Below are 22,621 nucleotides of genomic sequence, written 5' to 3'. Positions count from 1 at the left end.
AAACAACTATATTCACCTTTATTGTTTACTAAAATGAAGAATTATACGTATTGAATTTTCGTAGGCACTTTTTGATCTGTATCATGTATTTCAAAGGATTTTCCAACCCCAAAACCTTTTTCTTCTAATACTTGTGATACAGACATACGCGCTAATTCTTTCATGTTATTATCTAAGCTTAAATGTGCTAAATAAATGTGTTTTGTCTCATCTGTAATAACATCAGCCATCGCTAATGCAGCGTCCTCATTACAAACGTGGCCAACGTCGCTTAAAATACGTCGCTTAATGCTCCATGGATAGCGTCCCATACGAAGCATTTCCACATCATGATTGCTTTCAAACACAAAAGCATTTGCTCCCTTAATAACACCTTTCATACGGTCACTTACGTAGCCCGTATCTGTAATAAGAGCTAACTTTCTATTATTGTTATGAAAAGCGTAAAACATCGGTTCCGCCGCATCATGAGAAACACCAAATGATTCAACTTCAATATCCCCAAATGTTTTCACGTCTCCTACTGAGAAAATGAATTTTTGATCAGTTGGGATATTACCTATTAAATGTTCCATTGCATTCCATGTTTTCTCGTTCGCATAAACAGGTAAATCATATTTACGCGCCAATACACCTAATCCTTTAATGTGATCACTATGCTCATGTGTTACAAGAATACCTGATATGTCATTTATATTCAGTTCAGCTTGTTTAAATAAAGCCTCTGTCGCTTTACCACTTAAACCTGCATCGACAAGCAGTTTTTTTTCATCTGTTCCTACATATAGCATATTCCCTGTACTTCCACTTGCAAGTACACTAAAATGCATGCTCATTCTTTCTCACTCCATTATGTTCTTCCGGCACTTGAGTTTCCCCTAATTCCATAACTTGTCCTTCAATTGCATTCACAAAAAAATCCTTTTTTTGTTCTGTCTTTAAGTTCCATGTTGGAGCAAGCACTTGTATATTAGAAGAAGACTCCGCAAGAGTCGCATATCCAATCTGCGCCTCTTTCACGTGCGTATTTTCTGCAATTTTATTTTTCAAATATATATTTTCTAAAGCTGTTTGAGCAGTAATAATTTCTTGTTCTTTCGTCTTTTCGCTTTCGCCCATTTCCTTCAAATCCGTTAACATTGTTTGTGTATATGAAATAAGCTCATTTTTTTCATTTAAATCTACAACAATCATCGCACGATTATTGTAGAAGATTGGTTTATCTTTATACTTTTGAAAGAAGTAAATTTTTGAGTCCTTTATTGCTCCAAACTCATATTTTTGTCCATCCAGCACATAATTTTTCAAAAACTCATTATACTTATCTTTTGACAATGATTTTGTATTTAAAAAAGGCTCTTTTAATTTACCCTCTATTTGATATTCGTCTTGCACATGCGCTGTTTGATTTTTTAAAGATTCCACATCTTCTTCTTTGAAACCCTTATTTTTCGCCATTATAAATGACTCTTTTTTCGGTTCTTTAGGAAAATTTCCCATAGTAATTTTTTCAGCTTTTAATTGTTGATCAATTTTCGTTTCCGTCACAAGTTCTAATTGATTACTATCTTGCTTTTGAATGAACTGAAAGATAAGAAAGAGGTCTAAAACAAAAAAGGTCACAATAAATATGGTCTTAATTCGATCCCAATCCATTTAGTCCCCCCTCACTCCACTCATATATTTGTTGCTTACCATCTTCTTCACATTTTACATACCATATCGGCTGTAAGACAGCGATTCTCACATCACTGATGGACGGTTCCAATGACATTTTATAACCAATACCAACATCCTGAATTGATTTTTTATCAATTTCTGGATTATTCTCTAGTGATGTCATCACTGTACGACCTGATGCGAGAGAAGTTGTTTGTTGTTTACTAGGCAAAGTAATACTGAACTCAAAAAAGGGTCTTTCATACTGCATAATTTCACCTGAACCCCATACTTGTTTTAATTCCGCTATTCCATTTGCATTAAATACAGGCAAACCATCCTCATATAAACGGAATGAAGTTTTCCTCCCATTAATATAATCAAAACGATAGGACTTCAAGGATCCACTATGCCCACTTACAAAGTCAAAACTTTTTTGTAAAATTACCGCATTATCCGTAGATTTATCACCATGTACAGCGGAATTTTTATATTTCAACATTGCATCCGACTTATCAATTTCCATAGAACGGATGCCATCTGTAAATGTTTCCTTTGTTTTCTCAGAAATAGGACTTAAATAACGTGGATCACTAAATAAAGCATTTTTAAATGGATCCACTTCTAGTTTAGCTGTAATATACTCTGCCTTACTTAATTCCGTAATCCCCTCTGGTAAAAAAAGTTTTTTTGTATCATTTATTTGATACTCAAAATATGGTCTTGCTACTGTTATAAGTTGATTTTGAGCATTTATAATATCCTTTATATAAGCACCACTCAATGTTGCTTGATATATTTTATGAGGAGTATCATAGGAAACAAAGCTAACTTTAATTTCTTGGTCCTTACTTCTAGAAGGATCAATTATAATACGATTAAAACTCCTGTTACTTTCTATGTTTTTATCTTTAATATTAAACATATTTTTAATCGTATCTAACGGGATATTTGTAGGAAAAACAAATTCAATTTTTTCTTCTCCGTGTACATAAGACAGAAAATCACCTTTAGGGACTGTCCCCGTTATTTCCTCGAAAGTATGTAATTCTCCGTTTTCAAGAATTTTATAGATCGAATCCACATTTTCCTTCTTTTCGCTTACATAATGATTTTTCTCTTTATGAATAACGACAGAGGATGGGCGAACAACCTCCGAAATCTTTATCGTATTTATCTCTTCGTTACCTTGAACGAACTTTGTATTTTGCATAGAAGTAGAATCAGGAACATATGTCCACAAGTTAAAAGTAAGAAATAGACTAATGACAACCAAATTAATTAGAACTATCGTTTTAAAGTTTTCCATACTCATTCCCAATCGTCCTCTTCATCTGTCGCCATTGGCAATGTGAAATAAATAGTTGTCCCTTTTCCTTCCTCACTTTTCGCCCAAACCGAGCCGCCATGTGCCTCAATCATTTCTTTCGCAATGGCTAACCCAAGACCTGTACCACCCATTTGTCTCGAACGCGCTTTATCTACACGATAAAAACGTTCAAATATTTTATCTACATTTTCTTTCGGAATTCCCATTCCTTGATCACTCACACTAATCTCTAATAACTCCCCGCGGTCACGTAGGCGATATGTTACTGTACCACCTTCTGGCGAATATTTTAGTGCATTGGAAATAATGTTATATAAAACTTGTGTAATTTTGTCTGTATCCATATCAATAAATCGAGATTTTTTAGAGAAAGATCGTTTGAAGCTTACATTTTGCTCTTTAGACATTTCAAAACGATCGATAACGTTATTAAAGAAATCAGTAAAGTCGACCCATTCCTTCATTAAGCGATGTTCTGTACTATCTAGTTTAGATAGTTGTAACAATGCATTTACAAGCCTGATCATTCTTTCCGTTTCTTCTTGTGTAACTGTTAAAAATTGCGGTGCAATATTGGGATCTTGCCATGCTCCATCAGTAAGTGCTTCTAAGTAACTGCGCATCGTTGTTAACGGCGTTCTTAACTCATGAGATACGTTCGCAACAAACTCACGGCGCTCTTGTTCTATCCGCTCCTGCTCTGTTACATCATATAATACAGCAATTAAACCATTTGCCTTCCCTGTTTCTTTTTGAATAACAGAGAAACTAGCACGTAAAATATATGGTTCATTTCTCGTACTAAAATCTAATAAAACTGAATCAGGCTCTTCATATAAATGATCCAGTGTAAATTCTTCTTGTATTCCTAGCACTTCTAACACTGATTGATCTAGCGCCGTTTCACGCGAAACATTTAACATCTTTTCCGCAGGATCATTTAATAAAATGATATCCCCTTTTCGATCAGTAGCAATTACTCCATCTGTCATATGTGATAAAACGGATGATAATTTTCGTCTTTCACTTTCTGTGGAGGAACGAGCTTGTTGTAATTTTTTAGATAAATTGTTAAAAGATAATGCTAATTGTCCAATCTCATCGTGACTATGCACCTTTACTTTTCGCGAATAATTTCCTTTCGCCATTTCAATTGCTTGTCTTCGCATATCTGAAATTGGTCTCGTAATTGTTTGAGCCAATAAAATTCCAAGTACAGCTGTTACTAATAAAGCAATTACTGTCCCCGTTGCGAAAATTTGGTTGATGTCCTTCATTTGTTTATACACATCTTCCATAGATGCAACGATATGAATGACACCAAGTACCTCTCCGCCTGGCTCTTTTAGAATAGGGGTAATCATAACTTGAACTCGATGACCTGTATTTCCATCTTTCTCAATCTTTGACTCTGGTTTCTTTTGTACCATTACCCGTTGTACAGCTGTATCTGCTGACGTTCTTCCTACCTTATTTTGCTTAGACCCGTCTGAAATTGCCATTAATTTTTTAGTAGCATCAATTACACTTACTTCTTGAATATCTTTCTTACGATCTGATGCGAATTTTTGAATCGAATCATTAATAGCTTTATCTACTGATTCTGTTTTAGGACGTTCTTTTACAAACTCTTGCTTCAGGTTATAAGAAAGTAGATTTGTTTGCTGCGTTAAGGAATCTTGAAAGCCTTTTACAAGGCTTTTTTCTAATTCCCTGACGAAATATACACCAATTACTTGCATTGCTATTAATATTAACAGCATATATATGAGCACAAATTTTAAATGAATAGATTGAAAAAAACCAACTTTCTTCATATACTATTCCTGTTCTGGGTCACGCAAGTAATACCCTACCCCACGTCTAGTTACAATTAAAGTAGGATGACTTGGATTATCTTCAATTTTTTCGCGTAAACGACGTACTGTTACGTCTACTGTACGTACATCTCCAAAATAATCATAACCCCAAACTGTTTGTAATAAATGTTCACGAGTCATAACTTGACCTAAATGCTTCGCTAAATAATGTAGTAATTCAAATTCACGATGTGTAAGCTCAATGCTTTCTTCACGCTTTGTTACACTATAAGCGTTCGAATTGATAACGATTGGTCCAATAACCATTTCGGTATTTTCTTCTTTCTCTGCAGCACCACCCTGCTGATGGCGACGTAAATTCGCTTTCACACGAGCAAGTAACTCCCTCGTACTAAATGGCTTCGTTACATAATCATCTGCCCCAAGCTCAAGCCCTAATACTTTATCAATTTCAGAGTCTTTTGCTGTAAGCATAATAATTGGCATTTCTGAGCTTTTACGTATTTCACGACATACCTCTAAACCGTCTTTTCCCGGTAACATAATATCTAATAAAACCATATCTGGCTGTTCTTCATTTGCTTTTTCAATCGCCTCATCACCATCATGCGCCATTACAATTTCAAAACCTTCTTTTTCTAGGTTGAACTTCAAAATATCCGCAATTGGCTTTTCATCATCAACTACTAAAATTTTCTTTCCCATCATCGTCTATTTCCTCCTTATAAAAATATGATCAATAACCCTCAAACATATTGGTGTTTCTATAGTATGTTCCTATATGACAACAATCTTAGTCTAAGTATTTCTCCTCTATTCTCATAGACTCATGTATCATCCACTTTTACACAGAATCCTATACGATCTATAGAAAAACCTCTAGCTTCAACTGCTAGAGGCTCCTCATTCTATTGTAAAATAACTACCCACATTTGTAAAACTGGACAAAATAAAAAGGATATTAAGTGGGCCCACTTAATATCCTGAGAGTGGCTCGGGACGGAATCGAACCGCCGACACGAGGATTTTCAGTCCTCTGCTCTACCGACTGAGCTACCGAGCCAAAACTATATATAAAACCACTAATGGTGGTATAAACAAAAGTGGCGGTCCCGACCGGGGTCGAACCGGCGATCTCCTGCGTGACAGGCAGGCATGTTAACCACTACACCACGGGACCAAAAATGAACATAAAAAAACATGACCCGTACGGGATTCGAACCCGTGTTACCGCCGTGAAAGGGCGGTGTCTTAACCACTTGACCAACGGGCCACGAAAAATAAAATGGTGAGCCATGAAGGATTCGAACCTTCGACCCTCTGATTAAAAGTCAGATGCTCTACCAACTGAGCTAATGGCTCATACTCACCAACGTCATATTTTCGTGACGACAAGACATATCATAACATGCTATCTTTCATTTTTGCAATACCCTTTTTTATTTTTTTATAAAAAATAAGAAAAAACTCATAAAAATATGAGTTTTTTCTTAAAAAAATCAATTTTTTATATCAATTAAGCTTCGTATACATTACGAACGATATTTGTTTGATTACGATCTGGTCCAACCGAGAACATAGATAATTGGATTCCTGTTAATTCAGAAACACGCTCTACGTATTTTCTTGCATTTTCAGGAAGCTCATCCAATGATTTCACAGCAGTAACATCTTCTGTCCAACCTGGAAGCTCTTCATATACAGGCTCACATTTCGCTAAAATGTTTAAGTTAGCTGGAACTTCATCGATAACTTCGCCATCGCATTTGTAAGCAACACAAATTTTAACAGTTGGAATACCTGTTAATACATCGATAGAGTTTAATGATAAATCTGTTAAACCACTAACACGACGTGCATGTCTTACAACAACGCTATCGAACCAACCTACACGGCGTGGACGACCCGTTGTTGTTCCGTATTCACGACCAACTTCACGAATTTGGTGACCGATTTCATCATTAAGTTCAGTAGGGAATGGACCATCACCAACACGGCTTGTATATGCTTTACATACACCTACAACGCGAGTAACTTTCGCAGGACCAACTCCAGTTCCAACTGTTACACCACCAGCAATTGGGTTAGAAGATGTAACGAACGGGTACGTACCGTGGTCGATATCAAGCATAACACCTTGTGCACCTTCAAATAATACACGATTATTGTTATCTAGTGCATCATTTAATACGACAGATGTATCGCATACGTAATGTGCGATTTGTTGTCCGTATTCGAAGTACTCTTCAAAGATTTCTTCTACGCTGAAACCTTCTGTATCGTACATTTTTTCAAACAAACGATTTTTCTCCACTAAATTACGCTCAAGCTTCTCTTTAAATGCTTCACGGTCTAAAAGATCAGCCATACGGATACCAATACGAGCAGCTTTATCCATATATGCAGGACCGATACCTTTTTTCGTTGTACCAATCTTGTTATCACCTTTACTCGCTTCTTCTAACTCATCTTGTTTTAAGTGATAAGGTAAAATAACGTGCGCACGGTTACTTACACGTAAATTATCAGTACTTACACCACGATCGTGTAAGTATTTCAACTCTTCAAGTAATGCTTTCGGATCTACTACTAAGCCATTTCCGATTACACAAATTTTCTCTTTATAGAAAATACCAGATGGAATTAAGTGTAATTTATATTTAACTCCGCCGAAAACAATTGTATGTCCCGCGTTATTTCCACCTTGATATCTTGCAACTACTTCCGCATGCTCAGAAAGAAAATCAGTGATTTTACCTTTTCCTTCGTCGCCCCATTGTGTTCCTACAACTACTACTGAAGACATTATTAAAGCACCTCCGCAATTTTCAAACGATCTATTCAAACAATATAATTGTACCAAAACAGAAAGAGAAGTCAACCAAAAAGCGAACATTTTTTTATCAAAAAACGTTTTCGTTCGTAAGAATTACATATTCATCTTATGAAAGCCCTATCTTTCATATAAAAAAAAAGAAACACATCTTATTATAAGAAATGTGTTTCTTTTTTATACTGCCTTTATGCGTGCGGTGCATGTCCATCCTCAAAGCGGCGTTCTAAGTTGACGAATTTATTAAATTCCTTAACAAACGCAAGCTCTACTGAACCTACCGGACCATTACGTTGTTTTGCAATGATAATTTCAATTGTATTTTTATTTTCTGTTTCACGGTCATAGTAATCTTCACGATATAGGAAGGCTACAATGTCAGCATCCTGCTCGATACTTCCTGATTCACGAATGTCAGACATCATCGGACGTTTATCTTGACGAGATTCTACACCACGAGATAACTGCGACAAGGCAATAACAGGTACTTGCAATTCACGTGCAATCCCTTTTAATGTACGAGAAATCTCAGATACTTCCTGCTGACGGTTTTCTCCTGATTTCCCACTTCCTTGAATAAGCTGTAAATAGTCAATCAAAACCATCCCAAGACCTTGCTCTTGCTTTAATCTACGACATTTTGCTCGAATCTCATTTACTTTAATCCCTGGTGTATCATCAATATATATACCAGCATTAGAAAGGCTACCCATCGCCATTGTTAATTTCGCCCAATCATCAGAAGTTAATGAACCGGTACGAAGTCTTTGTGCATCAATATTTCCTTCTGCACAAAGCATACGCATAACAAGCTGATCAGAGCCCATCTCTAAACTAAAAATCGCTACATTTTCATCAGTTTTCGTCGCTACGTTTTGTGCGATATTTAGTGAAAATGCAGTTTTTCCTACCGATGGACGCGCCGCCACGATGATTAAATCATTTCGCTGAAAACCTGCGGTCATCTTATCTAATTCAGTAAATCCAGTTGGTATCCCGGTAACTTCACCCTTTTGATTATGCAAAAGTTCAATTTTATCATAAGCATCTACAAGAACATCTTTAATGTTTTGGAATGCTTTTGCATTTGTTTGGTGAGATACTTCTAATATTTTTTTCTCAGCCTCATTTAAGAGGCCATCCACATCATCTTCTCGCTCGTATCCATCCGATACAATATGAGTCGCCGTTCGAATTAAACGACGTAAAAGTGCCTTTTCAGCGATGATGCGTGCATAATATTCTACGTTAGCAGCTGTTGGAACAACTTCTGCTAACTCTGCTAGATAAGAAACCCCACCAACTTCTTCTAGTAATCCTTGATCAGCCATCGCTGATGTCATTATTACTAAGTCGATTGGTTCTCCTTTATCAGACAACCCAAGCATGACTTCAAAAATCTTTTGATGTTTCGTTCGATAAAATGAGTCAGGTACCAATAGTTCCGATGCTGACGTTAACGCATCCTGATCAATTAATATGGCACCTAAGACTGCCTGCTCAGCTTCTATATTATGCGGAGGGGTACGATCAGCCATTACATCACTCATGCGCAATCCTCCTTGCTTAATTTATTTTTATTGTTCACTAACATGAACTTTTACTGTTGCTGTTACTTGCGGATGCAATTTCACATTGACGTTTGTATAACCTAATGCACGGATTGCATCATCCATTTCAAATTTACGTTTATCAAGTTTAATCTTGTGTGACTTTTGCATTACATCTACAATTTGTTTACTCGTGATAGAACCAAATAAGCGGCCACCTTCTCCAGATTTCGCCTTTACTTCTACAGTTAATTTCTCTAATGTTTCTTTCAGCTCTTTTGCATTCTCAACTTCTGCTGCTGCATCTTTTTCCTCTTTGCGCTTTTGAGCATCTAAAGTTTTCATACTGCTGTTTGTCGCTTCGGCAGCTAACCCCTGTTTTAGTAAGAAATTATTTGCATAACCGTCTGGTACGTTTTTTATTTCTCCTTTTTTACCTTTACCTTTTACGTCTTTTAGAAAAATTACTTTCATGATTGTGTGCCTCCCTGTAAATAGTCATCAATAACAAATCGAAGCTTCTCCTCCGCTTCATCTACTGTAACATTTTTCATTTGTGTGGCTGCATTTGTTAAGTGCCCGCCACCTCCTAAATTCTCCATAATTAGCTGTACATTCAATTCACCTAAAGATCTACCACTAATTCCAATGAAATTTTCTCCACGTTTTGCAATAACAAACGATGCAATGATACCTGTCATTGTCAATAATGTGTCTGCTGATTGTGCAATAAGTACTTGGTCATAATATTCATCACCATCAACTTTAGCAATCGCAATTCCATTTTTATAAATGTACGCATTTTTAATGGCTTTTGCAACTCGTAAATACTGACCCATATCTTCTTTTAAAAGCTCTTGTACAAGTACAGTGTCTGCGCCATGCGAGCGTAAATAAGAAGCGGCATCAAATGTACGAGCGCCTGTACGGAATGTAAAACTTTTTGTATCAACAATAATACCAGCTAACAATGCCGTTGCTTCTAACATTGTCATCTTTAAATTTTTCGGTTGATACTCAAGTAATTCTGTAACAAGCTCTGCCGTTGAAGAAGCGTATGGCTCCATATAAACAAGTAATGGATCTTCAATGAAATCTTCCCCGCGGCGATGATGGTCAATGACTACTACATTTTCAATCTTGTGTAACAGTTTTTCCTCCATCACCATTGAAGGTTTATGCGTGTCAACAACAACAAGTAATGAATCATCATTTGCAAATTCCATCGCTTGCCCTGGTGTAATAAAATGTGACCATAACTCTTCATTTTGTTTCACTTTATCCATCAAACGTTTGATTCCTTTATCAGAATCATTTTCATCTAATACAATATATCCTTTGCGCTCATTTAATTGAGCTACCTTTAAAATACCAATCGCTGCACCAATCGCATCCATATCAGGAGCTCTATGCCCCATTATAATGACATTACTGCTTTCTAATACTAAATCCTTTAATGCATGCGAAATAACCCTAGCACGTACACGAGTACGCTTTTCAACCGGATTCGTCTTACCACCGTAAAACTTAACTTTACCCGTTGCTTGTTTAATAGCTACTTGGTCTCCTCCTCGTCCTAATGCAAGGTCTAAACCAGATTGGGCCATCCCTCCAAGCTCTGATAAAGGTAAATCACCTGAGCCAACACCAACACTTAATGTAAGTGGTATATTCCTTTTTGATGTTTCTTCACGCACTTGATCCAAAATACTAAATTTCCCTTTCTCCATTTGCGCTAAAATACTTTCATTTAGTACAACGAAGAATCTTTCTGAAGATGCACGTTTCAAATATGCACCATACTTAACAGCCCATTCATTTAGACGTGACGTCACAAGACTTGTTATATTCGTACGTAATTGGTCATCTAATCCTTGTGTAACTTCATCATAGTTATCTAAATAAATAACAGCTAAAACAGTGCGTTGATCTTCATACATCTTTTCAATTTCTGTTTGTTCCGTTACATCAAAGAAATAAATTAGTTTTTCTTCTTTCCTTACAAAAACACGAAACTTTCGATTATTTAAAGAAACTATATCGTCAGAAGTTTCCCCCTTAATAAAAAGGAGTAATGTTTCTGATACATCGTAAAGGTGCCAACCAGCTAATGCATGCTGCCCCAAACATGATGATAAATAAGGATTCGCCCAATCAATCCCATAATCCTTATTGTATAACAAAATACCAATTGGCATTTGGTTAAATGCTTCATTACTCACTTTCTTTACCCTTGTAATCATATCTGTCGTATGTTTTTCAAAATTCCTTTGAAAAGTAAGTTCGAATCGTATAACGAAAAAAAGTACAATACAAAAGATAAAAAAGGCTGATATCCCCATAATTAAATGAAAGTAACAGAGGAGTGAAATTAGCACGAATACAAAAAATGCCAATACGTAAACAGGATATAAAAACCACTGTTTCTTATAAAATTCAGGCATGTATACAACTCCTATAAAGTAAAACTAACTCACTTTCCAGTTAGTTAAACAAATTAAAATAGTGTAAGGAATATTATTTTATTCCCCTATTTTAGAACGCAATGAAATCCCTAAATCAATTATACCTAAGATTGTTACAAGAGGAAACATCATCGGAATAAACATGCAGACAATAAAACTAATAATAGGAACACCTTTAGTAAATCCTTTTCTATGTGCTAAAAAGGCGATAAATGTCAAACCTTGCAGTACGAGCAATAGTGCAAAGATTACATATAGGTTAGAAAATACCATATGTAAATATGATGTTGGTTCTACCTTTATAAAAGTTGCTAACAAAATAAATATGACGTAATACCAAATAATACTCTTTGGCAATTGTATGTCTTTAAATTTAGGCCAAAGTGTTACTTCATGCTTTAACTTTTTCAAAACACTACCTGATATCATAACCGTAATCCAAGAAAGACACACAGAAACCATTACAAGTATACTCGGGAGTATCGTTTGTAATATATCATTCATTTGTGCGAATAAATTTTTTTGTTTCTTACTAACCTGCATACCAGCAGCATTTGCTATCTTTTCACTTTGTACTACACTTTCACTAAACATATTTTGCATTTTCTGTATTAAATCTATGTTGAAAAATTTTATACTCACAACATAAATGAGCATAATACCGATTAAGTATGCAAGTGTCCCTGCTATCAAAATTTCCAACGGCTTTCTTTGTTTTTTATACATGTATCCTAAAACAATACCCGTACACCCAAACATAATTGTCTTTACTAGACCTATCGGTTGACCCACAATAACAGCAATGAAAAATGCTGCTGTAAAAACCACAAAGGCATTAGGTACGCCATATTTTATCGTTAACAATATAAATGGTAACGGCAATACAAATGTTACAACTGTACCCAAAATCGGAACATACATAGATATGAGCAATAACATTGCATATATAGCCAATAACGCTGCGCCTTCGGTAATAAACCTTGCTTGTTTCACATTTTAACCTCTCTTTCAAAAAGAAAAGCATAGCAAAATGCACAGTAGAGTCCGACTCTACTGTGCATTTCATACGCTATTATTCACCAACATATGGTAAAAGTGCCATTTGACGAGCACGTTTAATTGCAACTGTAAGTTTGCGTTGGTATTTCGCGCTTGTTCCTGTTACACGACGAGGTAAAATTTTACCTCGCTCAGAAACGAAACGTTTTAATAAATCAACATCTTTATAGTCAATGCGAGTGATGCCGTTAGATGTGAAGAAACACACCTTACGACGCTTCGCACGTCCACCTTTGCGTCCTGCCATGTCTATTCCCTCCATTCTTTGTTAAAAATAGCCGATTCACACCATTAAAATGGTAAATCGTCGTCCGAAATGTCAATCGGTTGACCAACATTCGAAAATGGATCGTCATTCTTCGTAAATCCAGAGTTACCTTGATTACCTTGGTTACCTGAATTACTAGATTGACCAAATGGGTTAGAGCTTTGGTTACCGAAACCAGCTCCTGATGGCTGCTGATTGAATGAACCACGTTGCTCCCCACCGCCATTACGCGGCTCTAAAAATTGTACGCTCTCCGCAAGAACTTCTGTTACATATACACGTTTACCATCTTGTCCATCGTAATTACGAGTTTGAAGACGTCCGTCTACGCCTGCTAAGCTACCTTTTTTTAAATAATTTGCCACGTTTTCTGCTTGTTTACGCCATATTACACAATTAATAAAGTCAGCTTCACGCTCACCTTGTTGATTCGCAAATGCGCGATTCACAGCTAACGTAAAAGTAGCTACTGCAACACCATTGGGCGTGTAACGTAAGTCAGGGTCCTTAGTTAAACGACCAACGAGGATAACACGATTCATCAATCGAACCACTCTCCCTTATATATCAATTATTTTTCTTCTTCTTTAACAACGATATGACGAAGGATATCTTCGTTGATCTTAGCTAAACGGTCGAATTCGTTAATCGCCTCTGAGTTAGAGTTCACGTTTAAGATCATGTAGAAACCTTCACGTAAGTCGTTGATTTCGTAAGCTAAACGACGCTTACCCCACTCTTTTGTGTTAATGATTTCTGCACCATTGTTTGTTAAAACACCTGCGAAACGTTCAACTAAAGCTTTTTGAGCTTCTTCTTCAACGCCAGGACGAATGATGTACATAATTTCGTACTTTCTCATTACACTTTCACCTCCTTTTGGTCTAAACGGCCCATAATGGGCAAGGAGCAATTAATTTATAGTAATTACTCACGAGTTTAGATTATATCATAGTAAGTTATATGAATCAACTCACCAATACGTAAAAAACTTGGCAAACACATAATATATTTGCCAAGTTCATATCTTTATTTTTCCTAGGAAATATTAAATTAAACGTTAAAGCGGAAGTGCATAACATCTCCGTCTTTTACGATATACTCTTTTCCTTCTAAACGTACTTTACCAGCTTCTTTTGCAGCTGTCATAGAGCCATTTGTCATTAAATCAGTATAAGAAACTGTTTCCGCACGAATAAATCCACGTTCAAAGTCCGTATGAATAACACCAGCACATTGTGGTGCTTTCATACCTTGTTTAAACGTCCATGCACGTACTTCTTGCACACCAGCTGTGAAGTAAGTAGCAAGTCCTAATAAATCATATGCAGCACGAATTAATTGATCTAAACCAGATTCTTCAATACCTAGTTCTTCAAGGAATACTTTCTTCTCTTCCTCATCTAACTCAGCAATTTCTGATTCTATTTTTGCACATACAACAATTACTTGTGAATTTTCATTTGTTGCAAATTCTTTTACCATTTGTACATATTTATTGTCGGAAGGATCCATAATATCATCTTCACTTACGTTTGCTACATATAGCATTTCTTTCGTTGTAAGTAAATGCAGGCCTTTAACAATCTTCATTTGCTCTTCTGTAAATTCAACAGTACGAGCTGGTTTTCCCTCTTCAAAAGCTTCTTTTAAACGAACTAAAATTTCATGCTCATATACAGCTTCTTTATCTTTTTGTCTTGCTAACTTCGCAACTCGTTCGATACGCTTATCAACAGATTCCAAATCCGCTAAGATTAGTTCTAAGTTAATTGTTTCAATGTCATCAATTGGATCTACTTTTCCTGAAACGTGCGTAATATTTTCATCTTCAAAACAACGAACAACTTGGCAAATTGCATCTACTTGACGAATGTGAGATAAGAATTTATTTCCTAACCCTTCACCTTTACTCGCACCTTTTACGATACCTGCAATATCAGTAAATTCAAATACAGTCGGAACAGTTTTTTTCGGTTCTACTAATTCCGTTAATTTATTTAAACGCTCATCTGGTACTTCTACAATCCCTACGTTTGGATCGATTGTACAGAATGGATAGTTCGCAGATTCTGCTCCTGCTTGTGTAATTGCATTAAATAAAGTGGACTTACCTACGTTAGGTAATCCAACAATCCCAGCCGTTAATCCCATATTTTTCACTCCTATGTCTCAATCTTTCATCATTATAGATAGTAACGAAAAAAATGACAAGTTTCCACCAAATGAAAAAAAGCAACGGCTGTCTACTGCAGCTGTTGCTTTTTCACTATTCTTCGTGCTTCACAAGTATTTTTTTCACCTTGCGATCAAACTCTCTTCGAGGAATCATTACCGAATGGTCACACCCCTCGCACTTAACGCGGATATCCATTCCCATACGAATAATCTTCCAGCGATTTTCACCACATGGATGGGCTTTCTTCATTTCCACAACATCGTACAAGTTATATTGCTTTTGCTCCATTCTCTAAATCCCTCCCACTATTAAATTGCTTTTTCACTAACTAATTCTTCGCGACTATATAAAACCATACGTGGGTATGGAATTTCAATCCCATGTAAATCAAGACGATTTTTAATCTCTTTGCGAAGAGCCCTCGCAATAACTGCATGCTGCATCGGCTCAACTTCAGCAATAACACGTAATACAACTTCAGACGCTGCCAATGTTTGAACACCTAGCAATTGAGGTGTTGTTACCATTTTCTCATATTTTTCTGGTAATTCTACTAATAAATCTTCAATAACTTGCTCCGCTCGTACTATATCACTTTCATAAGAAATAGATACATCAACAAATGCTACACTATTACTAACGGAAAAGTTCGTTACTTGTACAATACTACCATTTGGTATTATATGAATTTCACCTGTCCAGCTTTTCATCTTCGTTGTACGTAGTCCAATTTCCAGAACAGTTCCTTCAAATTGACCTATTCTTACATAATCACCTACTGAAAATTGATCCTCTAACAAAATAAATAATCCTGTAATAACATCTTTAACTAAGCTTTGTGCACCAAAACCGACTGCTAAACCAATTACCCCAGCACCGGCTAATAAACCTGACGCATTAATATCAAACACACCTAAAATCGCAATTAACATAATGAACATAACAACGTATGCCACAATATTTTCAAGCAACTTCGCTACCGTAACTGTACGACGTTCTGAAATTTGAATCGGCGAACGGCTTCCCATACGAAACGCATTTCGTACAATTGCCCTTGCAACTCGCACAACGATTGCACCAAGTATTAAAATAACGATTATTTTTAGTGACTTCACACCTATATTCGTCCAATCAATGGACTCAAACCATTTCAACGCTAAATCCATGTCCCTCTACCTCTCTAGCTAAAATTTCTTTTTAGTTATCCTTATTATTGTATCAGAACTCTCTCTGATTTCTGAAAAAAATTTATGACTTTAATTCCATTTGTTAACTTCCATTCAGGTATAAAATGAAACGAATATATATATACTAGTACTATTATTCCCGTTTTCATTCACAGTTTGTAAAAAGTATGCACTTATAATTTTCCATTTCACACACCATATAACATATTGTGAAAATTTATTAAAAGGATGGGTGCTTCATGAATATTAGAAGTTTTCGCTTACCTTTTTTTGAAAAAGAAACTCAAAATGTTATGCATCATGACTTAGAAGCCTCTGAGACAATCAGTAATTTCTTACTTTCCCATATTCCCATTAAGACTAATATGCCACTCATTCTCGTTTGTATCGGAACAGACCGTTCCACCGGTGATGCACTTGGTCCATTAATTGGTACTAAACTAGAACAAATTGAAATCAAAAACCTTCAAGTATTCGGCACACTAGACGAACCAATACATGCACTAAATCTAGAAGAGAAAATTCAGAATATACAGAAAGAAAATCCTACTTCATTTATTATTGCTGTTGATGCATGTTTAGGAAAATCTCAAAGTATCGGTTCTATAACTACCGGAAAGGGCCCCAGTAAACCTGGAGCTGCGATGAATAAGAAATTACCTGAAATTGGTGACTTGCATATTCATGGCATCGTAAATTTAAATGGTTTCATGGAGTTTTTCGTACTTCAAAATACAAGACTAAGTTTAGTCATGAAGATGGCCGATGTAATTGTACAAAGTATAAAAGAAACCGATCAAAAATTATCTGCATTAAAAAAAGCAAACCATCTATAAACAATAAGATGGTTTGCTTTTTAATTTCCCTTTGATAATAATTCTAAAATTCGATTTAGATCTTCTTTATTAAAAAATTCGATTTCGATTTTACCTTTTTCTTTTTTCGTTTCTTTAATTTTTACATCCGTACCAAACTTTTCTCTTAAAAACGTTTCACGCTCTACAAAAAATATATTTCTTTCTTTTTTCACTTGTTGTGTTTCACGTGAAACACGTTGATTAATTTCCTGGACAATTTGTTCCAATTGGCGAACGTTCAGTCCTTCTTTTTCAATTCGCTTCAATAAAGATTTCAACTGTTCTTCATCTTTTATTGTAAGTAAAGTTCTTCCATGAGCCATTGAAAGTTGACCGTTTGCAATCATATCTTGAACGAATGAAGGGAGGCTTAACAAACGAGTATAATTTGCGATATAAGGCCTGCTTTTACCAAGACGTTTTGCTAATTGTTCTTGTGTTACATTTAGCTCGTTCATTAACATCTGATATGCCATTGCCTCTTCCATAGGATTTAAATCTTCTCGTTGTAAGTTTTCAAGCAAAGCAAATTCCATCATTTGTTGCTCATTTAATTGCCTTACGACAGCAGGCACTTTCTCAAGTCCGGCCTCTTTAGCAGCACGATATCTTCTTTCACCTGCAACTATTTCATATCCTTTAATACTCTTTCGAGCAATTAAAGGTTGCAATATACCGTGCTCTTTAATAGAAGCCGCTAATTCCTGAATCGCTTCTTTATTGAAATGTTTACGTGGTTGATATGGATTCGGCCTTAATTCAGTTACTATAATCTCCTGAATCGTTTCTTCTTCTTTCACATCTAAATCTGGAAAAAACACGTTGATTCCTCTTCCTAATCCCTTAGCCACCTGCAATCACTTCCTCTGCTAAATCTAAATATACTTCTGCTCCTCTTGATTTAGCGTCATACTGCATAATTGGTTTTCCATGACTTGGTGCCTCACTTAAGCGAACATTACGAGGAATAATCGAACGATATACTTTATCCCTAAAGTATTTTTTCACTTCATCTATAACTTGAATTCCTAAATTTGTACGAGCATCCAACATCGTTAACAATACACCTTGAATTGCTAAATTTTTATTTAAATGCTTTTGCACAAGTCGAACTGTATTTAATAGCTGACTTAACCCTTCCAGCGCGTAATATTCACACTGTACAGGAATAATAACAGAATCTGCTGCTGTTAATGCATTAATCGTTAATAACCCTAAGGATGGGGGGCAGTCAATAATAATATACTCATATTCATCACGAATTGGCTGTAACGCTCTTTGCAAGCGTACTTCCCGGGAAATGGTTGGTACCAATTCAATTTCAGCACCAGCCAATTGAATTGTAGCGGGTAGAACATCTAAGTTTTCAGTTGCGGTTTTCCGTATGGCACCTTGAACATCTGCATCTTCTACAAGAACATTATAAATACATTGATCTAATTCAGACTTTTCAATCCCTACACCAGTCGTTGCATTTCCTTGAGCATCAATATCTACGAGAAGGACTTTTTTTCCTACTTGTGCCAATCCAGCCCCTAAATTAACGGATGTTGTTGTTTTTCCAACACCGCCTTTTTGATTAGCAATAGCAATGATTTTTCCCATGATGTCACCTACTTTCAACCTTTCTTTCTTATTCTAGAAACAATTACGTTTATTGTAACATGAAATAAAAGTTTTTCTTTTACGTCCTTATTAAACTTCAAAATTTATTTCTAAACTCCTTCTTGCTTTAACAAGAAAATATAGTAAAAGAGACCTCTCCAATAGGATAAGGTCTCTAGCACGTAATTATTTTTTCTTCGGAATTTTAATCGTAATTTGATAGTATTCATCAAACTCTTCTTCCGCAGAATTAACATTCAAACCACTGTTAGCAACCATTTGTAATGATTGTCTAATCGTGTTCATAGCAATTCTCGCATCTCGACTTACTGCTTTTTGCTTCGCTTTGCGCTTTGGTTTTACTTCTTCTAGTAACTTTGCAATTCGTTCTTCTGTTTGCTTTACATTCAATTGCTTCTCCACAATCTCTTGTAAAACCTTCAGTTGTAATTCCTCATTTTTCAAAGGAATAAGGGCGCGAGCATGCCGTTCTGTAATACTTTTTTCTAATAATGCACTTTTGATTTCTTCAGGCAATTTTAATAATCGCAATTTATTTGCGACTGTCGATTGTCCTTTTCCAAGTCGTTGTGCCAATGCTTCTTGTGTTAAATTATGTAACTCAATCAGCTTTTGATATGCCACAGCTTCCTCAATTGCTGTTAATTCCTCACGTTGCAAATTTTCAATTAACGCTACAGAAGCTGTCTCAGTATCATTTAAATTCTTTATTATTGCAGGAACTTTTTCCCACCCTAACTTTGTTGCTGCGCGGAAACGCCTTTCCCCGGCAATAATCTCGTACTTATCATCCTCATACTGTCTCACAACAATCGGCTGGATAAGCCCATGTGTACGAATCGTTAATGCTAGCTCCTCAATACGTGCATCGTCAAAAACTGTTCGTGGTTGATAACGGTTAGGGGTAATGTTTACTATCGGAATTTCCTGTATTTCTTCATATACCTTTTTAGCTATTTCTTCATGGCTTTCGTCTTGTAATTCGAATTCGCTCTCTTTATCTCCAAAGCCAAATAAACGAGAAAACGTATTTTTCATACATATTCCACCACCTTTTAGGCCTATTGACTGTTCTACATAAAATGTTTCCTATGAAACATTTACGTTTTCATTTATATAATTTAATCTTACGTCTAATAAGATTTATTTTTCAATAGGTAATTTATTGGGCGTTCCCGGTTTGCGTGGATATTTCTTTGGTGTCTTGCGCTTTTTCTCGATTAATAAAATATTACGCTCGCTTTCTTCAAACGGTAATTGGAACGTAGACATTTCTTTCAATTCTCCACCAAGTACCTCTAAAGCATATTTGCCATTTTCGATTTCTTCGTTCGCCGCTGCACCTTTCATTGCAATGAATGTTCCCCCTACTTTTACAAGTGGTAAACATAGCTCACTTAATACAGAAAGACGTGCAACTGCACGTGCCATTACAATATCGTATGCTTCACGTACACCTTCTTTTTTCCCAAATGTTTCAGCACGATCATGACAAAATGCAACATCACTTAATTCTAACTTTTGCGCTAAGTGATTTAAGAAATTAATACGTTTTTGTAATGAATCTACAATTGTTACTTTTAAGTGTGGGAAACAGATTTTTAAAGGGATACTTGGGAATCCAGCTCCTGCTCCAACATCACAAATAGAAAATGGTTTCGAAAAATCATAATAAAAAGCCGCTGTAACAGAATCAAAAAAGTGTTTTAAGTATACTTCTTCTTTCTCCGTAATAGCCGTTAAGTTCATTTTTTCATTCCACTCTACTAATGTTTCAAAATAGATTCCGAACTGCTCTAACTGTCTAGAAGAGAGGGAAATACCCTTCTCTTCTAGCATAGATTGAAATTGTTCTATGTTCATCTAGCAATATCTCCTTACTATGTTATTGGTTCGATACTCGTGCAATTTTTCCTTGTTCAATGTAAATAAGCAAAATGGAAACATCAGCTGGATTTACGCCAGAAATACGTGAAGCTTGCCCCATTGAAAGCGGACGAACATCTTTCAATTTCTGTCTCGCTTCTGAGGCAAGGCTAGAAATCGCATCATAATCAATATCCACAGGAATTTTTTTGTTTTCCATTTTCTTCATACGTTCTACTTGCTGTAAAGATTTTTCAATGTATCCTTCGTACTTGGTCTGAATTTCAACTTGTTCCGTAATTTCATCACTTAATGCTACTTCACTTGGTACTAAAAGATGAATATGCTCATATGTCACCTCTGGACGACGTAATAAGTCACTTGCACGTATTCCATCTTTCAATTCACTTCCGCCAATACTACGAATTAATTCTTGAACTTCAGGACGCGGTTTAATAAAAATACTCTCTAACCGTTCCTTCTCCTGTTCAATTTGTAACTTTTTATTTGTAAATCGCTCATAGCGATCTTCTTTAATTAAGCCAATTTCACGACCAACTTCAGTTAAACGAAGGTCAGCATTATCATGGCGTAATAATAGGCGATATTCTGCACGAGACGTTAATAAACGATATGGTTCATTTGTACCTTTGGTTACAAGGTCATCAATTAAGACACCAATATAAGCATCAGCACGACCTAAAATAACTTCTTTTTTACCTAAAGAACGACACGCTGCATTAATTCCAGCCATAAGCCCTTGTCCTGCTGCTTCTTCGTAACCAGAAGTTCCGTTAATTTGTCCTGCTGTATATAAATTTTTAATTTTTTTCGTTTCAAGTGTTGGCCATAATTGAGTTGGTACGATCGCATCATATTCAATTGCATAACCCGTACGCATCATTTCAACATTTTCCAGGCCAGGAATTGTTCTAAGCATTGCACGCTGTACATCTTCTGGTAAGCTCGTCGATAAGCCTTGTACATATACTTCTTGTGTATTACGTCCTTCTGGCTCTAAGAAAATTTGATGACGTGGTTTATCATTAAATCTTACTACCTTGTCTTCAATTGAAGGGCAATATCTAGGCCCTGTTCCTTTAATCATACCAGAATACATAGCTGAGCGATGTAAGTTTTCATCTATTAAACGATGTGTTTCTGTACTTGTATACGTTAACCAACATGGAATTTGATCCATAATAAATTTTGTCGTTTCAAAAGAGAAAGCACGCGGCTTATCATCACCTGGTTGAATTTCTGTTTTACTATAATCAATCGTATTACTGTTTACACGCGGAGGTGTACCTGTTTTAAATCTAACAAGATCAAAACCAAGTTCCTCTAAGTGTTCAGATAATGTGATAGATGGTTGCTGATTATTTGGACCACTTGAATATTTTAAATCTCCCATAATAATCTCACCACGTAAAAATGTTCCCGTTGTAATTACAACTGTTTTCGCTGTGTATTCAGCACCAGCTTGCGTAATTACCCCTTTACATACACCATCTTCAACAATTAAACGCTCTACCAGACCTTGAAACAACGTTAAGTTTGGTGTTTCTTCAATTGTTTTCTTTAATTCATGCTGGTAAGAGAATTTATCAGCTTGTGCACGAAGCGCGCGTACAGCTGGTCCTTTACCCGTATTTAACATACGCATTTGAATATGTGTTTTATCAATATTGCGTCCCATTTCTCCGCCTAATGCATCAATTTCACGAACAACAATCCCTTTTGCTGGTCCACCAACAGAAGGGTTACATGGCATGAACGCTACCATATCTAAGTTAATTGTTAACATTAATGTTTTTGAGCCCATTCGTGCTGCCGCAAGACCAGCTTCACATCCTGCATGACCTGCACCGATTACTATGACATCATATAAACCGGCATTGTATCCCATTGTTTATTCCTCC

At 36.0% G+C, this 22,621-nt stretch carries 22 protein-coding genes and 4 tRNA genes; 1 reads left to right on the top strand and 25 read right to left on the bottom strand.

Features of this window, described 5'->3' with window-relative positions; translation table 11 throughout:
• Positions 1-41: 41 nt before the first annotated feature.
• From B5P42_RS03890 to B5P42_RS03795, 20 genes are all read right to left on the bottom strand, one after another.
• Positions 42-836, bottom strand: a complete 795-nt coding sequence (locus tag B5P42_RS03890; RefSeq protein WP_002167283.1) for an MBL fold metallo-hydrolase — start codon at positions 834-836, stop codon at positions 42-44.
• The gene (locus B5P42_RS03885) at positions 820-1,656 is read right to left on the bottom strand and encodes a two-component system regulatory protein YycI (protein ID WP_002130182.1); all 837 of its coding nucleotides are present in this window, start codon (positions 1,654-1,656) and stop codon (positions 820-822) included. The genes B5P42_RS03890 and B5P42_RS03885 overlap by 17 nt, the downstream gene beginning before the upstream one ends.
• Entirely contained in the window at positions 1,637-2,974 is a 1,338-nt protein-coding gene (locus B5P42_RS03880) for a YycH family regulatory protein (protein ID WP_113733686.1), read from the bottom strand. Before B5P42_RS03880 ends, B5P42_RS03885 begins: the two co-directional genes overlap by 20 nt.
• Positions 2,971-4,806 carry a cell wall metabolism sensor histidine kinase WalK gene (walK, locus tag B5P42_RS03875; RefSeq protein ID WP_002130184.1) on the bottom strand — a complete coding sequence of 612 codons (1,836 nt, stop codon included), beginning with the start codon at positions 4,804-4,806 and terminating at the stop codon, positions 2,971-2,973. Before walK ends, B5P42_RS03880 begins: the two co-directional genes overlap by 4 nt.
• 3 nt (positions 4,807-4,809) lie before the next feature.
• Positions 4,810-5,517 carry a cell wall metabolism DNA-binding response regulator WalR gene (gene walR, locus B5P42_RS03870; protein WP_000971867.1) on the bottom strand — a complete coding sequence of 236 codons (708 nt, stop codon included), beginning with the start codon at positions 5,515-5,517 and terminating at the stop codon, positions 4,810-4,812.
• Between the two features lie 282 nt (positions 5,518-5,799).
• A tRNA-Phe gene (locus B5P42_RS03865) sits at positions 5,800-5,872 on the bottom strand.
• 41 nt (positions 5,873-5,913) lie between these two features.
• Positions 5,914-5,989 (bottom strand) — tRNA-Asp (locus B5P42_RS03860).
• A 21-nt stretch (positions 5,990-6,010) separates the two neighbouring features.
• A tRNA-Glu gene (locus B5P42_RS03855) sits at positions 6,011-6,082 on the bottom strand.
• 13 nt (positions 6,083-6,095) lie between these two features.
• Positions 6,096-6,171: transfer RNA gene (locus tag B5P42_RS03850), tRNA-Lys, on the bottom strand.
• 154 nt (positions 6,172-6,325) lie between these two features.
• The gene (locus B5P42_RS03845; protein ID WP_060750783.1) at positions 6,326-7,615 is read right to left on the bottom strand and encodes an adenylosuccinate synthase; all 1,290 of its coding nucleotides are present in this window, start codon (positions 7,613-7,615) and stop codon (positions 6,326-6,328) included.
• 215 nt (positions 7,616-7,830) lie between these two features.
• Positions 7,831-9,192, bottom strand: a complete 1,362-nt coding sequence (gene dnaB, locus B5P42_RS03840; RefSeq protein WP_002016457.1) for a replicative DNA helicase — start codon at positions 9,190-9,192, stop codon at positions 7,831-7,833.
• Positions 9,193-9,219: 27 nt separating this feature from the next.
• Positions 9,220-9,666: a 50S ribosomal protein L9 gene (gene rplI, locus B5P42_RS03835; RefSeq protein WP_002130186.1), complete on the bottom strand. Its 447-nt coding sequence runs from the start codon at positions 9,664-9,666 to the stop codon at positions 9,220-9,222.
• Positions 9,663-11,636: a DHH family phosphoesterase gene (locus tag B5P42_RS03830; protein WP_113733685.1), complete on the bottom strand. Its 1,974-nt coding sequence runs from the start codon at positions 11,634-11,636 to the stop codon at positions 9,663-9,665. Before B5P42_RS03830 ends, rplI begins: the two co-directional genes overlap by 4 nt.
• Before the next feature lie 78 nt (positions 11,637-11,714).
• Complete coding sequence (locus B5P42_RS03825; RefSeq protein WP_113733684.1) at positions 11,715-12,650, bottom strand: YybS family protein; 936 nt, start codon at positions 12,648-12,650, stop codon at positions 11,715-11,717.
• Positions 12,651-12,729: 79 nt separating this feature from the next.
• Positions 12,730-12,963 (bottom strand): 30S ribosomal protein S18, encoded by a 234-nt coding sequence (gene rpsR / locus B5P42_RS03820; protein ID WP_000918874.1) that lies wholly within the window; start codon positions 12,961-12,963, stop codon positions 12,730-12,732.
• Between the two features lie 44 nt (positions 12,964-13,007).
• Positions 13,008-13,529, bottom strand: coding sequence for a single-stranded DNA-binding protein (gene ssb / locus B5P42_RS03815; protein WP_000981963.1), 522 nt, complete (start codon positions 13,527-13,529; stop codon positions 13,008-13,010).
• A 26-nt stretch (positions 13,530-13,555) separates the two neighbouring features.
• Entirely contained in the window at positions 13,556-13,846 is a 291-nt protein-coding gene (rpsF, locus tag B5P42_RS03810) for a 30S ribosomal protein S6 (protein WP_001233782.1), read from the bottom strand.
• A 191-nt stretch (positions 13,847-14,037) separates the two neighbouring features.
• On the bottom strand, positions 14,038-15,138 hold the full coding sequence (ychF, locus tag B5P42_RS03805) for a redox-regulated ATPase YchF (protein WP_002159666.1): 1,101 nt from the start codon (positions 15,136-15,138) through the stop codon (positions 14,038-14,040).
• 115 nt (positions 15,139-15,253) lie between these two features.
• Positions 15,254-15,451 (bottom strand): DUF951 domain-containing protein, encoded by a 198-nt coding sequence (locus B5P42_RS03800; RefSeq protein ID WP_000436054.1) that lies wholly within the window; start codon positions 15,449-15,451, stop codon positions 15,254-15,256.
• Positions 15,452-15,471: 20 nt separating this feature from the next.
• The gene (locus B5P42_RS03795; protein WP_002089952.1) at positions 15,472-16,329 is read right to left on the bottom strand and encodes a mechanosensitive ion channel family protein; all 858 of its coding nucleotides are present in this window, start codon (positions 16,327-16,329) and stop codon (positions 15,472-15,474) included.
• Positions 16,330-16,589: 260 nt separating this feature from the next.
• Between B5P42_RS03795 and yyaC the strand changes: the two genes are divergently transcribed.
• Positions 16,590-17,186 carry a spore protease YyaC gene (gene yyaC, locus B5P42_RS03790; RefSeq protein WP_113733683.1) on the top strand — a complete coding sequence of 199 codons (597 nt, stop codon included), beginning with the start codon at positions 16,590-16,592 and terminating at the stop codon, positions 17,184-17,186.
• 20 nt (positions 17,187-17,206) lie between these two features.
• Here yyaC and spo0J read toward each other — a convergent pair whose 3' ends face one another.
• From spo0J to mnmG, 5 genes are all read right to left on the bottom strand, one after another.
• Positions 17,207-18,058: a stage 0 sporulation protein Spo0J gene (gene spo0J / locus B5P42_RS03785; RefSeq protein ID WP_171902578.1), complete on the bottom strand. Its 852-nt coding sequence runs from the start codon at positions 18,056-18,058 to the stop codon at positions 17,207-17,209.
• On the bottom strand, positions 18,051-18,812 hold the full coding sequence (soj, locus tag B5P42_RS03780; protein ID WP_002016469.1) for a sporulation initiation inhibitor protein Soj: 762 nt from the start codon (positions 18,810-18,812) through the stop codon (positions 18,051-18,053). Before soj ends, spo0J begins: the two co-directional genes overlap by 8 nt.
• A 186-nt stretch (positions 18,813-18,998) precedes the next feature.
• Positions 18,999-19,871, bottom strand: coding sequence for a nucleoid occlusion protein (noc, locus tag B5P42_RS03775; RefSeq protein WP_002016471.1), 873 nt, complete (start codon positions 19,869-19,871; stop codon positions 18,999-19,001).
• 105 nt (positions 19,872-19,976) lie between these two features.
• Entirely contained in the window at positions 19,977-20,696 is a 720-nt protein-coding gene (gene rsmG, locus B5P42_RS03770) for a 16S rRNA (guanine(527)-N(7))-methyltransferase RsmG (protein WP_002016472.1), read from the bottom strand.
• Between the two features lie 22 nt (positions 20,697-20,718).
• On the bottom strand, positions 20,719-22,608 hold the full coding sequence (gene mnmG / locus B5P42_RS03765) for a tRNA uridine-5-carboxymethylaminomethyl(34) synthesis enzyme MnmG (RefSeq protein WP_002089958.1): 1,890 nt from the start codon (positions 22,606-22,608) through the stop codon (positions 20,719-20,721).
• Between the last annotated feature and the right edge of the window lie 13 nt (positions 22,609-22,621).

It is taken from the genome of Bacillus sp. SRB_331 (assembly GCF_003264175.1).
Taxonomy (GTDB): domain Bacteria; phylum Bacillota; class Bacilli; order Bacillales; family Bacillaceae_G; genus Bacillus_A; species Bacillus_A mycoides.
The sequence above is the reverse complement of the archived record's forward strand: the minus strand, read 5'-3'. Positions and strand labels throughout refer to the sequence as shown.